Origin of the sequence: Bacillus sp. FJAT-22090, from assembly GCF_007676755.1 — a bacterium.
Lineage (GTDB): Bacteria > Bacillota > Bacilli > Bacillales_A > Planococcaceae > Psychrobacillus.
Genome location: NZ_VEBK01000001.1, coordinates 490,599 through 504,466, shown reverse-complemented (window position 1 = coordinate 504,466; position 13,868 = coordinate 490,599). Strand labels below are relative to the sequence as shown.

Genomic DNA, 13,868 nt, shown 5'->3' with positions numbered 1-13,868 from the left:
TGGAACCCTCTTTTATGTCAAACTAAATTGACTAAAAGGGGATTTTTCTTCTTCCAAGCGAAAGTTTTCACAATAGCTACAATAATTTTCCGCTATTATTTCTGGATGCTTATGAATAATGGTAGGTAATAGCCGTGTGTTTATAAAAGAGTGTGGTGATTTTGCTTGATAGGCATAGTATTGGTACGAGCTATAACGATAATCTTCCATTTTGTGTATCTTGGCTGTAGCAGTTCTTATTGGATTTTGATGAATATAACTACTAATATTCAACAGACTTATTGGATCAGAAGCCATGCTTGCAAAAAAACGAGTTTCATAAAGCTGTCCAAAATAGTTATGCTTCCTTTTGAAATACTCAGAATAGCGTTTGTTAATCAGAACCATCACTTTTGAAAGCGGTGCAGTAGATGAGCGAATAAGTAAGTGGTAATGATTATTCATAATACAATAAGCGATTATTGTAAATGGATACTTTTCATGTGTATAATGCAACGCTCGAAAAAATAATGCAAAGTCTCCATCCTCTAAAAAAATATTTTGTCGATTGTTTCCTCGCATCGTTACATGGTAAAAGATTTCTGGCTGCCAAATTCTTCTCATTCTTCCCATTAGAATAACACCCCCAACGTTTTGACTACACCATACCTTAAAATGATAAAAACAACAATTGTCATAATTTGTCCTTTTCCACAACAATTTCATTTTCAAGCAGGTAATCACACTAAAAACTAATTCCGTCCTCAAAAACATAACCAAAATAAAATTTATAACAGAACATTTCCTTACCTCGTTTAGCAGTAATTCTACTGACGTAGTATTGTGTGATAAAATGGGGAAAAAGGTTGAGAAAGAGGAGGGGTTGGATGAAGGAGCATGTACTGATCATTGAAGATGAGCAAAATATCGCACGTGTTTTACAGCTAGAGCTAGAATTCGAGGGATATGCTGTCGAAATTGCTTATACGGGTACTGATGGGTTGATAAAATATCGGGAGAAATCATGGGATATCGTGTTGCTCGATTTAATGTTGCCGGGGTTAAACGGGTTGGATGTGCTTCGCCGTATTCGAGCAACTGAGTCCGACACACCCGTCATCTTATTGACCGCTAAAAGTGATACAGAAGACAAGGTCACTGGCTTAGATTTAGGTGCGAATGATTATGTGACGAAGCCATTTGAGATTGAGGAATTACTTGCCCGTGTTCGTACTGCCATTCGTTTTTCAAAGTCTTCCCCGGTAAATCCTATTCTCGATGAGAATGTACATAGTTTTTGCTCTCTTATATTGAACGAGCGTACGCGGGAAATAACGAATGGTGGAGAAGCAATCAATTTGACACCACGTGAATATGATTTGCTACTTTATATGATGAAACATCCAAACCAAGTGTTGACAAGAGAGCAGTTATTGGATGCAGTATGGGGCTTCGACTATTATGGTGATACAAATGTGGTGGATGTTTACATACGCTATGTCCGAAAAAAATTAGAGGAAAATCAAAAGTCTTCCCTTATTCAAACAGTACGGGGGGTCGGATATGTACTGAAGGAGAAGAAAAACGATGAAACTTAAAACAAAGATCCATCTTTTTTCTACCTTCTTAACGCTCGTCATTTTAAGTTTGATGAATATAGGTGTTTACATACTATTTGAAAGAATGGCCTTTGATACAGAATATAAACAACTTAATACAGAAGTGGACGAGCTGATTACTGCATTAAGTAAGATGTCTAAAGAAGATGATGCTGCAACCATTCTGCGTACTTATATTCCGTTAAATGGAGGCATTCGCGTGATGGAAGGACCTGGAGAATTGAAATTGGCTGTCCAAACAGTAGATGGAGTAACTGACTTTTCACCCAAATGGGAAGAAGGGGAGCGGTATGCAGTTGGAGCTTTTGAAGGTACGCCAATTTTAACTATAAGCAAACCAGTCATCTGGGTTGATGGTAAGGTTGCGGAAGTTCAGACCATGAAAATTTTAGTAGATGTAGAAAAAAGTTTAGATTTTTTACGACTCATATTACTAGGGGTAACAATAGCCGGAATGTTACTTATGGCTATATCCAGTGTGATACTCGGAAAAATAATTACGAGACCAATCAATAAGCTCATCAGAACAATGTCACAAAGCAGATTATCGGGAAAATATGAAAAAATTGCAGTTTCACCGAATAGAAAAGATGAAATGGCAAAGATGGGCATTGCTTTTAACGAAATGATGGGACAATTAGAGCAAAACTATAAAAAACAAGAACAATTTGTTTCAGATGCTTCGCATGAGTTAAAGACGCCACTAACAGTAATTGAAAGCTATGCAAAATTACTATCGAGACATGGCTTTAGCAACACCTCTGTTGCCGAGGAATCTGTTCATGCTATCGTAAATGAAACGAGTAGAATGAAAGAAATGATTGCTCAAATGTTATTGCTTGCTAAAAGTAATGAACAAAATATGCGACATTTTGAAAAAATAGATGTATATGATTTAGTGAAGATGACATTACAATCTATGCGCACTGCCTATAATCGCAAATTTTTATTAACTGGTGAAGGGCCGATCTATGCAAACACAGATATAGAACAATTAAGGCAATTGCTCTTCATTATTTTAGATAATGCACGTAAATATAGTGAAAAAGAGATTAAAACTACAATTTCGAAAGATGAAAAGGGAGTAACCATTTCAATTTTGGATTATGGAAACGGTATTCCGAAAAAAGATTTAGAGCATATCTTTGATCGCTTTTATAGAGTGGATGAAGATAGAAACAGAAAAACAGGAGGAACAGGTCTTGGAATGGCTATTGCGAAAGATATAGCAGAAAGACTCGCGGCAGAGTTGAAAATCGAAAGCACGGTTGGTTTTGGGACAACGATCCATATAATTATTCCTATGTAGTATTTTAGATTGTAAACTTTCAAGTCAATAAAATTTTATCAACTCTTTAAATGCGTAAAAACCCTCCAATTCTCATCATTTTTTAATGTTTGTCCATTAAGATAGGAATGAGGAGGGAAAGCGTGAATGAAATTTTCTAAGCTAAAACGATTTCTATCGATTATTTCAGTGATTCTCGTAGGTGTAACGATTGTTTTTTTGTTGAATATTACTCGAACGAATCATCAGTCGATGTCAGAAATGGAAGTGCGCACCCAACTTGAGCAGATGTACGATGTAGAAGTAGCAAGTGTGAAGATGGAACAAGACATTTACGAAGCACTCATTACGAAAAGTGGAAGTGTATATGAAGTAGAGATGGATTCAATTTCAGGTGAAGTTAATTCGCTTAAACAATCGGACAATTATATTCTTAAAAAAGATACTGATATATCCGAGGGACCTTTGGAATTTATTCCTGACCAATCTTCTAAAACGGAGAAACAACCGATATTGGAAGAGAAATCGGAGGAAGCAAAGGATAATCTCAAAACTAAGATAGTTAAAAATCCGACAAAAATAATTATTAGCGAAAAACAGCCGCGTTCTTCAACAAAAGAGGAAGGGGTTGAAACATCTAAACCTACTGATAATACTGCCAAGAAATCATTAAAATCTGCCACTTCTAAAGCGGAAGAAAAAGTTGTGGAAGAAAAGCCTAGTAAAGAAGTTAGTAAAGAAACATTGAAACCTGAGACAAGCAAGCAAGAAGAGGCAAAAACAGAAACGCCAAAAGAAGAGAATACAAAAACGGAAGAAACGCCAGAGGCTAATAAATCAGAGTCGACTAAGACAGATTCTGCTAAAACAGAAACTTCCAAAACGGAAGAAACAAAAACGGACGAAGCACAGACGCAAGTTTCTCAAACAATCACTATACAATCCGATACTAAAAAAACAGAGGTAGAAACAAAGCCAGAAAAATCGACGACAATATTGATCACAGAAGAACAGGCTATTAAAAAAGCTCAACAGCAACAAAAAGGTACTGTAGAAAATAGTTCATTTGTGAAAACAAATGAAGGAGGCTACTATTTAATCGTTATGAAAGGAATAGTATCTGAAAGTGATTCAAAAGAAAGTACAAAGGAAAAGAAAACAAAAGCAACAATTCAAGTCCATGCAATTTCTGGGAAGATACTTTCAGTAACATGGGAATAGAATTTCTCATCAAATTCTAATAAAACTCTACGGGTATTCTCATATTGTTCCTATATTATTAAAAATAACAAATGAATAGTATTTAAAGTTGATGAACAAGTTTGAAGGAAGCGAGTTCAACCAACTAAGCATAATAGGGGAATTTTTTACACAGCGATAAAACGAAGCGAACGAAACGAAGGCAATACAGTTACGGCGATATAAATAGTGTTCTTGAGCGATAACAAGGACGAAAAACACCTCATTCTACCATCCCCGTAGAATGAGGTGTTTTTTTATCGTTATTGAATGCTGAAATCAGCTTTCCAAATAATTGATAAAAAAGCGAGAAGTGAATGATTCACTTCTCGCTTTTTCTTATTTATGCTTTGTTTTTTTAGTTAAACGTCCAAGTGCGAATGCTGCCGCACCAATACCTATTAATGTATTTGTTTTTTTATTGAATACTTGTTTTACAACAAGGTTCATATTTTGTGGACGTTCTGCAAGACGACGCATGAAATAGCCGTACCAGTCACTTCCAAATGGTACGTATGTGCAGAAGTTATAGCCTTCGTTTGCAAGTTGTTGTTGCATATCTGTACGGAATCCGTATAGCATTTGGAATTCGAATTTATCATTCGGAATATTATTATCTTTGATAAATTGTTTAATATGGTTAATCACGTTATGATCATGTGTCGCGATAGATGTGAATTTACCGTTTAGTAAGTGCCATTCGATTAATTCAACATAATTTTGATCAATTTCTTCTTTTGTTTGGTATGCATATTCTGCAGGTTCTTTATATGCACCTTTTACGATACGAAGACGGAAGTTTTTATACTTTTGAATGTCCTCAGCAGCACGGAAAAAGTATGCTTGGATAACAGTTCCAACATTATCATAGTCTTTAGAAAGCTCGTCCAATATATCGAATGATGGTTGCAAGTGTTTATGTGATTCCATATCGATATTGATAAATGTGCCATATTTATGTGCAATAGCAACGATTTCTTTTAAGTTTTCTAATGCAAACTCATAATCGATATCCAATCCAAGTTGTGATGGTTTCAAGGAAATATGTGCATCTACTTGGTTTTCTTCGATTGCCTCAATAACAGCAATGATTTGCTCCTTAGCTTCTATCGCTTCTTCTCTTTTGAAAACAAATTCACCTAAATTATCAACTGTACATGAGATACCCATTGCATTTAATTTCTTAATGCTCTCGATTGTTTCTGCAATGTTTGTTCCAGCAACGACATGTTGTGCACCCATTTTTAAACCATATTTTTTTGCTGCTCCGTTTAGTACTTGGTTCTCTGATAAAGCGATAAAGATATCTTTTAACATAAGTGATGCTCCCATCTCTATATAATAAAATATTATACCACAAAATTCAGAGGGTAAGTATTTTCAAAAGGAGAATATGTCGTAATTTCCTCTATTTTAGCGAAAAGTTTACTTATTATTTACTTTTAATAATCTGAATATTGTCTTGCAGTTTTATAGATTTTGAGTTAACTTGGAAATAGTGAGTAAATAAGCATAAATCACTACAATAATTTATTTATTCCAACATTCACTAGGAGGTAGGACATGAAAAATAGTAAGATTAAAAAGTCAGCTGTTGCTGCAGTAATCGCGACATCATTATTTTCTGCATCAAGTGTTTCATTCGCAAATAGTTCACTACAAGAAGTAGTGGATAACGCACGAAAAGATATTAAAAATGCATCATATTCTTATATAGCACCTGCACAATCAGGTAAACTGGCTGCAAGTGCTGATTTATATGCAGCATTAAACACTGCTAAAGCTAACTACCAAAAAGCAAAAGACGCAATCGTAAAATCGGATGCTAAGAACAAAGACTTACTTCTTAAAAATTTAGATTCGTTATACAATGAAAGAGTAACTAAAGGCCTAGTTCCTTATATTGATGCATATAACTATGCAGACAAATATTTGGATCCAATCATGAAAGAACTAGATCAAGCAATAGCTAATAAAGATTGGGCTGCAATTGAAACAGCGTATCACAAATTATCAGCACAATTAAATACAAGAACGGCTATCTTATATCGTTTTACAGGTAAAGCTTCTCGTGATCTATTACTAGCTCAATATAAAGCACCTGCAAATCAAAAAAGAGATGCACTTAAAGTACCAGTAACAATTTACATGAAAGCAAACGAAGCATCTGCGCTTTATGCGGAAGGTAAAAAAGAAGAGGCAATGGCAATTGTTGAAGCAACACTTCCTTTATTAGAAAAATTGCCAAGCGAATCAACTCTTCCTGCGATCAAGGAACTTAAAGCATACTTAGAAAAGCTAGCAGCTCCAGTAACAGATGTGGACTTTTCTTTATCGATCATGCACATAAATGATACACATGCGAAAACAGAACAAGCGCCAAAACGCCTAACGGCAATTAAAGAAGTGAGAGCTGAAAAACCATCTGCATTATTGATAGATGCTGGAGATGTAGCCACTGGTACCCTCTATTTTAATGAATTCAAAGGACAAGCAGATGTTGAACTTATGAATTTAATGGATTATGATGTCATGACATTTGGGAACCATGAATTCGACCTTGGTTCAAGTCCAGAAGGACATAAAGCGTTAAAAGAATTCATCGAAAAGTCTAAGTTCCCATTCGTTAGCTCGAATGTAGATTTCTCAAAAGACGTTAACCTAAAAGGATTATTTAACGTAAATGTCTCTACAGATCCTAAGGACGGACAAATCTATAGTGGAATTATTAAAGAAGTAGACGGACAGAAAATTGGTCTTTTTGGACTGACTACTGCGGAAACTGCAGGTATTTCTAGCCCGAATGATGTTACATTCACGGACTATATAAAAGCGGCTCAAACAATGGTAGATGAGTTCGAAAAACAAGGTGTCAATAAAGTAGTGGCTGTTAGCCATATTGGATACGATGATAACGCAGAATATGACAATGATCTTTTATTGGCAGCTGCAGTGAGTGGAATTGATGTAATTGTAGGTGGACATAGCCATACTGAACTTAAAAAACCGGTAGTGGTAGATAAAGACAAAGATGGTGCAAAGAAAGATCCAACAGTTATAGTACAAGCAGGTACTAACAGTGACTTTCTAGGCACACTAGATGTTCAGTTTGATAAAGACGGAAAAATCATTGGACATAATGGTGCATTAATTCCTATTAAAGATCAAAAAGAAGATCCAGTAGCAGTTGACGTACTAAAAAAATACAAAGAAAGAGTTACATTAATTAGCAACGAAGAAATTGGGGTTGTTACAGAAACGGCACTTGAATTGCCACGTACAAATGGCGATGATACGAAACCAAGCGCACGTAAAAATGAAACGGTTCTAGGAAATATTATTACAGACGGAATGTTAGAAAAAGCAAAAACATTTAACGATAAAGTAGTGATGGCACTTCAAAATGGTGGAGGGATCCGCGCTGGAATTGATGCTGGACCAATCACTGTAGGTGATGTGATTACAGTTCTTCCTTACAATAATACATTAGCAACGATGGAAGTTACAGGTGCGGAGTTAAAAGCGGCTTTCGAAATTAGCTTTAAAGCATATCCAAAAGAAAATGGTGGGTTCTTACATGTGTCTGGTGCAAAGGTTGAATTTGATTCGTCTAAACCATCTGGACAACGAGTTGTTTCGATTAAATACAAAGCTGCTGACGGTTCTTATGTAGATATTAAAGACGATGAAAAATATGTAGTTGCGACAAATGCCTTCACTGCTAAAGGCGGGGACGACTACGATGTTTTTGCAAAAGCTTATGCAGAAGGTCGCGTAACGGATCTTGGTCTTTCTGATTGGGAAAACCTTCAAGAGCAACTTCTAAAGATGAAAACAATTAACAATGAAACTGAAGGTAGAATAGTAGACGTAAAAAAATAATAGATAAAAAAGGAGATTCTTTTGCTAGTTTCATAGCGAAAGAATCTCTTTTCATTTATATATTCATAATTATGTTCTTTTTCGATATGTAAACCAAGACACAATAATCGCAGCAATTAGCAAGATACCTAAATATCCTGTGATTGGATAGACAGTTCCAACAAGATTTACAAAACCTAGGAAACTAGCGATAAAAGCTATTACTCCAAATAGAACCGTAAACACTTTAAAAGAGGGTTTTTGTGGTTTCACGACACGTGCAGAAAATGCATAAAGCATGGCCACAGCAGTATTATAAATCATACCAATCAATACGATTGCCATCAAAAAACCGACAACTGGATGTATTTCATTTGATAAAGTGATCATTGGCATCGCTACATCAGCAACTTTTTCAAGCTGTGTTAACATGGAGATATTAATTAATAAGATTAATAAACCCAAGCCTAGACCACCAATAATTCCGCCACGTCCAGCAACTTTATGGTCTTTTACAGTTCCGCCGATAACAGTAATCATCGCAACTCCTGCTGCAATATTATAAGATACATATAATAATGCCCCCATAACCCAGTTGGAAGCTGCTGGTGAGGTTTTAGCTACAGCTGCATCCATATCAATAGAAGAAGGATCATAATGGAATAATGAATACCCGGCTATCAAAATAACCAATACGAGTAAAAATGGGGTAATGGCACTAATCAAACCAATTACTTTCTGCACATTCAGCGTAACTGATGCTATCGTTATGACTGCCATGAAAAGACTTCCTACAAATGCTGGTAATCCAAATTGTTCTTCAAAAATTGCTCCTGCTCCAGAGAACATAACAACGGTCACCCCGAACAAGAAAAACGTGATAAGAATGTCTACAAAAATACCTAAATATCGACCGCAAATATGGTATATAACATCTTTGTGAGATTGTGTTTGTAACCGGCTTCCTAATTGTGTTAAGTTCATGCCAAGGAAAGCAAAAAGAATAGCAGCGATTACAGAACCTACAATACCTAAGTAACCGAAGCTAGAGAAAAATTGTAAAATCTCTTGTCCTGAAGCGAATCCTGCTCCTACAATAATGCCAATGAAAGCAGATCCAATTTGAATGCTCTTTTTCATCATTTGCGCTCCTTATATTTAAAATATTCAGAAAATTATAGAGGTGAAGCGCCCAGTTTATTGAGGAAAGGGCGCTTATTTATTTAGGCTTTAAAATGGAATTGGTCTACCGTGTAACGATTCATTACTTCTATATTAGGTTCATACCCAATCCCATAACCTGTAGGAACCTGGATATACCCATCTTCTGCTACTACTTCCGGTGTAATTACATCTTCCTCCCAATAGCGCGAAGAACCTGCAGTATCACCGGGTAATATAAAGTTCGGAAGTGTTGTTAACGCTACGTTATGCGCTCTTCCTATCCCAGATTCTAGCATTCCTCCACACCATACTGGAATGTCGTGTTCCATACAGAAGTCATGAATTTTTTTCGATTCGGTCAACCCGCCAACACGACCAATTTTAATATTAATTATTTTAGTACTACCAAGCTCAATGGCTTTACGGGCATCTTCTAAAGAATGAATGCTTTCATCTAAACAGATAGGCGTTTTTAATTCTTTTTGCAATTTTGCATGATCAATAATATCATCAGAAGCTAAAGGCTGTTCTATCATCGTCAAATTAAATTCATCTAATTGTTTTAATACTTCTATATCTTCTAATGTATACGCAGAGTTTGCATCTGCCATAAGTGGAACGTTAGGGAAAGCCTCCCGAAGTGCTTGAATAACGTGCACATCAAAGCCAGGCTTTATTTTAACTTTCATTCGTTTATATCCTTCTGCAACGTAACCACGAACGAGTTCGATTAAATCCTCTGTACTTTTTTGAATGCCAATACTAATACCGACTTCAATTTCTTTAGCTGATCCTCCTAGGGCTTCCGCTAAAGTTAGTTTATTGCGTTTTGCATATAAGTCCCAAATAGCACCTTCAACAGCTGCTTTTGCCATATTATTTTTGCGAAGAGGAGCAAACAGTTCGTTGACTTCATCGGGATGTGTAATTTCTCTATCTAATACAAGCGGAATTAAAAAATCTCTTATCATATGTAAATTCGTTTCCAATGTTTCTTCGTTATACCAAGGAGAGTGGAATGCAGTAGATTCTCCCCATCCTGTATTGCCTAGTTCGTCTGTTACTTCTAGTAGAAGGAATTCTTTATCTTGAAAAGTCCCAAAACTTGTTGCAAATGGTGATTTCATCGTCATGTTCATTTTTCGGATATTAATTTCTTTTATAAGCATATTATTTCTCCTTTGTTTGTAATGGTATCATAGATTTTTGAACGAACTGATAGTAGCTGACAGGTTCGTCTGTATTACGTACGGAAACGAGGGCATAACCGCTTGAAAATAACGTTTGAATAACTTTCCTTATTTGCAAACGCCAATTTAAAGCTATTTCAGGACTTGCTGTTTTCATTGCTTGAAATTGCTTGGGTATAGGTACTTCATATCCTTGTCCTGATGGTGCAAATAATTCTGGTTCAACTAAAACAGGGAGATCTTCTTTCGGATACTCAATTTGAAAAAGATTTTCATAAATAATATGTTTTGGCATCCATTTTTCTTGTACACGTTCACTCGTAATTCTCCATTCCACTTGCAAACGATCAGTTGGTAAACCGGCATTTATTCCTCCTGTCATTTCGCCGTAACAGTTCTCGATGTAAGTGTCGACTATCCCATAAAGCTTCGTGACATTCAAATAGGCGTTGCGGCTTTCTAAAGGATCAAATGTCCAAATAATTAAGTTATATCCCATGTCTTTTGCTACTAAAAGCTGCTCGTCTTTTAATCTTTTTCCGATGCCTTGTATTTGATAATCGGGATGAATGCCAAGCATGTGGGAGCATAAATACGTTTCCTTGTTTTTAAAACCAGGAAAGCCATAAGAAAAGCCAACTAACTTTTCGCCATCAAATGCTCCAATTATGATTCCACCATTTTTCACTGCTGTAAGTGTTTGGTGGATAGGAATTGCATCCATGCCCCAAATTGTTTCTTCTAATTGTTGTACTAGGAGCATGTCTTCCGTTGTTTTCAACACTCGAATGTTAATCTGTGGCATTCTCGTCACTCCTTTTTTGAAAAGTCCCGATAATGGTCTTCGCGAGAATTTCAATACCAGTTAATATACTGTCATGATTAAAAGTCATATTCGGATGATGTAAACCAGGGGTTAAATCACATCCCAAACCTAGCATCGTCGCTTTAATAGAAGGCCTTTTTAATGTATAAAAGTGAAAATCCTCTCCGCCAGGTGTAACAATAGGAGGGACATACTGGTGTTGTCCAATCGTGTCAATAATTGCAGCTTTCATAAACTCTACAGCCGTTGCATCTACTTCCGCTGCAGCAATTTCTGTTTCAATATTAAAATCTATCTTTATATTATTTAAGGCAGCGATCGATTGAATGGCATGATTTACTTTAACTATCAACTCATCCATGGCAGTATTTGATTGTGCTCGAACGTCAATACTAAACTCTGCATTTCCAGGAATGATATTGGCAGATTCGCCGCCTGCTTGAAATCTTGTCAGCTTTGCAGAATAGGACATCATAGGGTCTAGGTAAATTCCTTGAATGGCTTGCACGATTTGAGCACCAACTTCAATGGCATTGATACCTAGATGTGGTCTTGCACCATGTGCTTCAATCCCGTGAATCTTCCCGCTAATTAACTTCGCAGCTCCATGTAAAATGGCGGGAGAAGCAAAACCATTTCCAACTTCTTGAATAGGACGAAGATGGACACCATATAAATAGTCAATATCATCTACTAATCCTTTTTCAATATAAGAAAGGGCTCCTGTACCTTTTTCTTCCGCTGGTTGAAATAATACTTTTAATGTACCTTGTTTTGGAATACCAAGCTTTTTCAATAAAAGCAAGGTACCTAAAGCCATCGTCATATGCGCATCATGACCGCAGGAATGATTTGCCTTAAATTCACCATCGACTTCTTGCCATAGTGCGTCCATATCAGTTCTAAGACCAACACAAGGCTTCCCGCTTCCGACGGTAACTACTAAACCAGTAGAATCCTCGAAAGTAGAAACTTGAAATCCTTCACGAACTAAAAAGTCTTTCAAATACTTAGTAGTGGAATATTCCTTCCAACTAATTTCCGGATTTGCATGAAGATGCTGAAATACATCTTCCACTGTAGTTTTTATTTCAAACAATTCTTTTTTCATGATGGATTCCCTTCTTCCTCGAATAGAAAATGACTCGGAATTGTCTCATACATGGATTGTCTTTTTAAGAAATCCTCTTTTTGCTCTACAATTAGTCCTGCAACGATCGCATTCATAAATGAAAAAAGGGGAGAAACCGCATCTAAAGTTGATTTGTTAGCTGCATAAATAGGAAATAATACGTCACTATACGCATGAATAGGTGCGAGCATCGAGTCACTTATTCCTATAATGTATGATTTTTGCTTACGTATAAGCTCGGCTATTTGAATGGTTTCTTTCAAGTAGCGATGGAAAGATATAATGATGACGACAGAATTTTCATCCATTTGTGTAATGGTCCGTATAACATCTTCTGTTTCCGGTCGCATAAAGTGGACATTGTCTTTTACTAGTCCTAAAGAAAAGGAAAGCCAATTTGCAGCAGAATAGGAAGAGCGAAGTCCAAGTACATATACAGAAGTTGCATTTGATAAATGCTGGATAGCAGCCTTATAGGCGTTCTCATCTATTTGATTCATTGTGGCTAAGATGGATTCCCGGTCCTGTTCCATTACTTGCTTATGAAAGCTTATGTCCTTGGGGATACCTAGCTTTGCCTGTTGATATGTAGATAAACTACTTTCTTTTATAAAAAATTGTTCACGGACCAATTTTTGAAGTTCAGCAAACCCAGAAAAACCAAGTGAATAGGAGAAGCGGATAACAGTGGTTTCACTAATTCCTATTTTAGAACCAAATTCTGTTGCAGAATATAAAGCGATCTCATTGGGATGATCTAACACATAATTTGCTATTTTCCTTTGGCTTTTAGACATCGTACTGTATTTATCGCGTATTAGATTTAGTAATATCAAAGTATACTCTCCTTTTTGAAGGATTTACATTATTTTTAAATATAAATGAAGTTATTACTTCTTTTTATTGTTGTTTAATTTATCATAATATTCTGCTCTTTGCAATGTAATATTTTGGTCCTCAAAAAAATCCCCACGTATGTGGGGAATAAATCATTGTTATTTAGGTTCTGTGGCATTGGTTTCAGAGGCTTCATTATCTTGTTCTAAATAGTAGACCGGTCCTCCTTCATCAATCATATTAAGGGAAGCAATCACATCTAAATTTTTTCTCATGGCCATTTCTTCAGAATCAATTTGATTTGGGTACATGAAAATCTCCTCCTTAACTAGTTCACTACTATTATACTAACAACTCTTAATAATATTTAATTCAAATCACTATTTTATTTTGGTTAATGAAAAATGCTTAAAAAGAAGTTTTGTCTAACCATTATGGGTGAAAATACCGTTCTCTCATTTTATTATAAATTCTGACAATTGAATCAACTTAAAAAGTATATACAATGGGAAATAAGAGAAAGGAGGGGAAGGAAACTGACCGTAGAACACTTAGTTAAAGTAATGAATCGTAGCATACAAAAAGTGGAGCTTTCCGTTGAACAAATGGAGCGGCATTCCACTATCACAAAAGAAGAGCAGCATCAGATTATGCAAGCTGTACTGGAATTAGCCGAACGAATTAAATCAATCGAAACGCAAATTTATACGCCAACTAAATAGAGAAGGCCTAA

13 protein-coding genes are annotated in these 13,868 nt (G+C 36.0%); 5 read left to right on the top strand and 8 right to left on the bottom strand.

The features are described from left to right. Positions 1–12 precede the first annotated feature (12 nt). The gene (locus tag FS486_RS02350) at positions 13–612 is read right to left on the bottom strand and encodes a transposase (protein ID WP_186321299.1); all 600 of its coding nucleotides are present in this window, start codon (positions 610–612) and stop codon (positions 13–15) included. Positions 613–866: 254 nt separating this feature from the next. Between FS486_RS02350 and FS486_RS02345 the strand changes: the two genes are divergently transcribed. The 3 genes from FS486_RS02345 (at position 867) to FS486_RS02335 (ending at position 4,107) form a co-directional block, all read left to right on the top strand. Beyond that, the gene (locus tag FS486_RS02345; protein ID WP_144509643.1) at positions 867–1,577 is read left to right on the top strand and encodes a response regulator transcription factor; all 711 of its coding nucleotides are present in this window, start codon (positions 867–869) and stop codon (positions 1,575–1,577) included. Next, positions 1,567–2,907 (top strand): sensor histidine kinase, encoded by a 1,341-nt coding sequence (locus tag FS486_RS02340; protein ID WP_144509642.1) that lies wholly within the window; start codon positions 1,567–1,569, stop codon positions 2,905–2,907. Before FS486_RS02345 ends, FS486_RS02340 begins: the two co-directional genes overlap by 11 nt. A gap of 126 nt (positions 2,908–3,033) precedes the next feature. Continuing rightward, positions 3,034–4,107 carry a hypothetical protein gene (locus FS486_RS02335; RefSeq protein WP_144509641.1) on the top strand — a complete coding sequence of 358 codons (1,074 nt, stop codon included), beginning with the start codon at positions 3,034–3,036 and terminating at the stop codon, positions 4,105–4,107. A gap of 357 nt (positions 4,108–4,464) precedes the next feature. Here FS486_RS02335 and FS486_RS02330 read toward each other — a convergent pair whose 3' ends face one another. Next, entirely contained in the window at positions 4,465–5,442 is a 978-nt protein-coding gene (locus FS486_RS02330) for a proline dehydrogenase family protein (RefSeq protein ID WP_144509640.1), read from the bottom strand. A 246-nt stretch (positions 5,443–5,688) separates the two neighbouring features. Between FS486_RS02330 and FS486_RS02325 the strand changes: the two genes are divergently transcribed. Next, positions 5,689–8,007: a 5'-nucleotidase C-terminal domain-containing protein gene (locus tag FS486_RS02325; protein ID WP_186321298.1), complete on the top strand. Its 2,319-nt coding sequence runs from the start codon at positions 5,689–5,691 to the stop codon at positions 8,005–8,007. A 69-nt stretch (positions 8,008–8,076) separates the two neighbouring features. Here the strand turns inward: FS486_RS02325 and FS486_RS02320 are convergent, their stop codons facing one another. From FS486_RS02320 to FS486_RS19920, 6 genes are all read right to left on the bottom strand, one after another. After that, on the bottom strand, positions 8,077–9,126 hold the full coding sequence (locus tag FS486_RS02320; protein WP_144509639.1) for a YkvI family membrane protein: 1,050 nt from the start codon (positions 9,124–9,126) through the stop codon (positions 8,077–8,079). A gap of 83 nt (positions 9,127–9,209) precedes the next feature. Then, the gene (gene menC / locus FS486_RS02315; protein WP_144509638.1) at positions 9,210–10,319 is read right to left on the bottom strand and encodes an o-succinylbenzoate synthase; all 1,110 of its coding nucleotides are present in this window, start codon (positions 10,317–10,319) and stop codon (positions 9,210–9,212) included. Between the two features lies 1 nt (position 10,320). Further along, positions 10,321–11,145, bottom strand: coding sequence for a GNAT family N-acetyltransferase (locus FS486_RS02310; RefSeq protein ID WP_144509637.1), 825 nt, complete (start codon positions 11,143–11,145; stop codon positions 10,321–10,323). After that, entirely contained in the window at positions 11,132–12,277 is a 1,146-nt protein-coding gene (locus FS486_RS02305; RefSeq protein ID WP_144509636.1) for a M20 peptidase aminoacylase family protein, read from the bottom strand. The genes FS486_RS02310 and FS486_RS02305 overlap by 14 nt, the downstream gene beginning before the upstream one ends. After that, a complete protein-coding gene (locus FS486_RS02300; protein WP_260857994.1) occupies positions 12,274–13,134 on the bottom strand; it encodes a MurR/RpiR family transcriptional regulator in 861 nt (286 codons plus the stop codon). The genes FS486_RS02305 and FS486_RS02300 overlap by 4 nt, the downstream gene beginning before the upstream one ends. A 159-nt stretch (positions 13,135–13,293) precedes the next feature. After that, a complete protein-coding gene (locus tag FS486_RS19920) occupies positions 13,294–13,446 on the bottom strand; it encodes a hypothetical protein (RefSeq protein ID WP_186321297.1) in 153 nt (50 codons plus the stop codon). A 252-nt stretch (positions 13,447–13,698) separates the two neighbouring features. Between FS486_RS19920 and FS486_RS19915 the strand changes: the two genes are divergently transcribed. After that, complete coding sequence (locus FS486_RS19915; RefSeq protein ID WP_186321296.1) at positions 13,699–13,857, top strand: hypothetical protein; 159 nt, start codon at positions 13,699–13,701, stop codon at positions 13,855–13,857. Positions 13,858–13,868 lie beyond the last annotated feature (11 nt).

Excerpts from the sequence above, each read along its gene's own strand:
- FS486_RS02305 (WP_144509636.1), bottom strand. The coding sequence starts at position 12,277 with ATGAAAAAAGAATTGTTTGAAATAAAAACTACAGTGGAAGATGTATTT.
- menC (WP_144509638.1), bottom strand. The coding sequence starts at position 10,319 with ATGCTTATAAAAGAAATTAATATCCGAAAAATGAACATGACGATGAAA.
- FS486_RS02340 (WP_144509642.1), top strand. The coding sequence starts at position 1,567 with ATGAAACTTAAAACAAAGATCCATCTTTTTTCTACCTTCTTAACGCTC.
- FS486_RS02345 (WP_144509643.1), top strand. The coding sequence starts at position 867 with ATGAAGGAGCATGTACTGATCATTGAAGATGAGCAAAATATCGCACGT.
- FS486_RS02325 (WP_186321298.1), top strand. The coding sequence starts at position 5,689 with ATGAAAAATAGTAAGATTAAAAAGTCAGCTGTTGCTGCAGTAATCGCG.
- FS486_RS02335 (WP_144509641.1), top strand. The coding sequence starts at position 3,034 with ATGAAATTTTCTAAGCTAAAACGATTTCTATCGATTATTTCAGTGATT.
- FS486_RS19920 (WP_186321297.1), bottom strand. The coding sequence starts at position 13,446 with ATGTACCCAAATCAAATTGATTCTGAAGAAATGGCCATGAGAAAAAAT.
- FS486_RS02320 (WP_144509639.1), bottom strand. The coding sequence starts at position 9,126 with ATGAAAAAGAGCATTCAAATTGGATCTGCTTTCATTGGCATTATTGTA.
- FS486_RS02350 (WP_186321299.1), bottom strand. The coding sequence starts at position 612 with ATGGGAAGAATGAGAAGAATTTGGCAGCCAGAAATCTTTTACCATGTA.
- FS486_RS02330 (WP_144509640.1), bottom strand. The coding sequence starts at position 5,442 with ATGTTAAAAGATATCTTTATCGCTTTATCAGAGAACCAAGTACTAAAC.
- FS486_RS19915 (WP_186321296.1), top strand. The coding sequence starts at position 13,699 with ATGAATCGTAGCATACAAAAAGTGGAGCTTTCCGTTGAACAAATGGAG.
- FS486_RS02310 (WP_144509637.1), bottom strand. The coding sequence starts at position 11,145 with ATGCCACAGATTAACATTCGAGTGTTGAAAACAACGGAAGACATGCTC.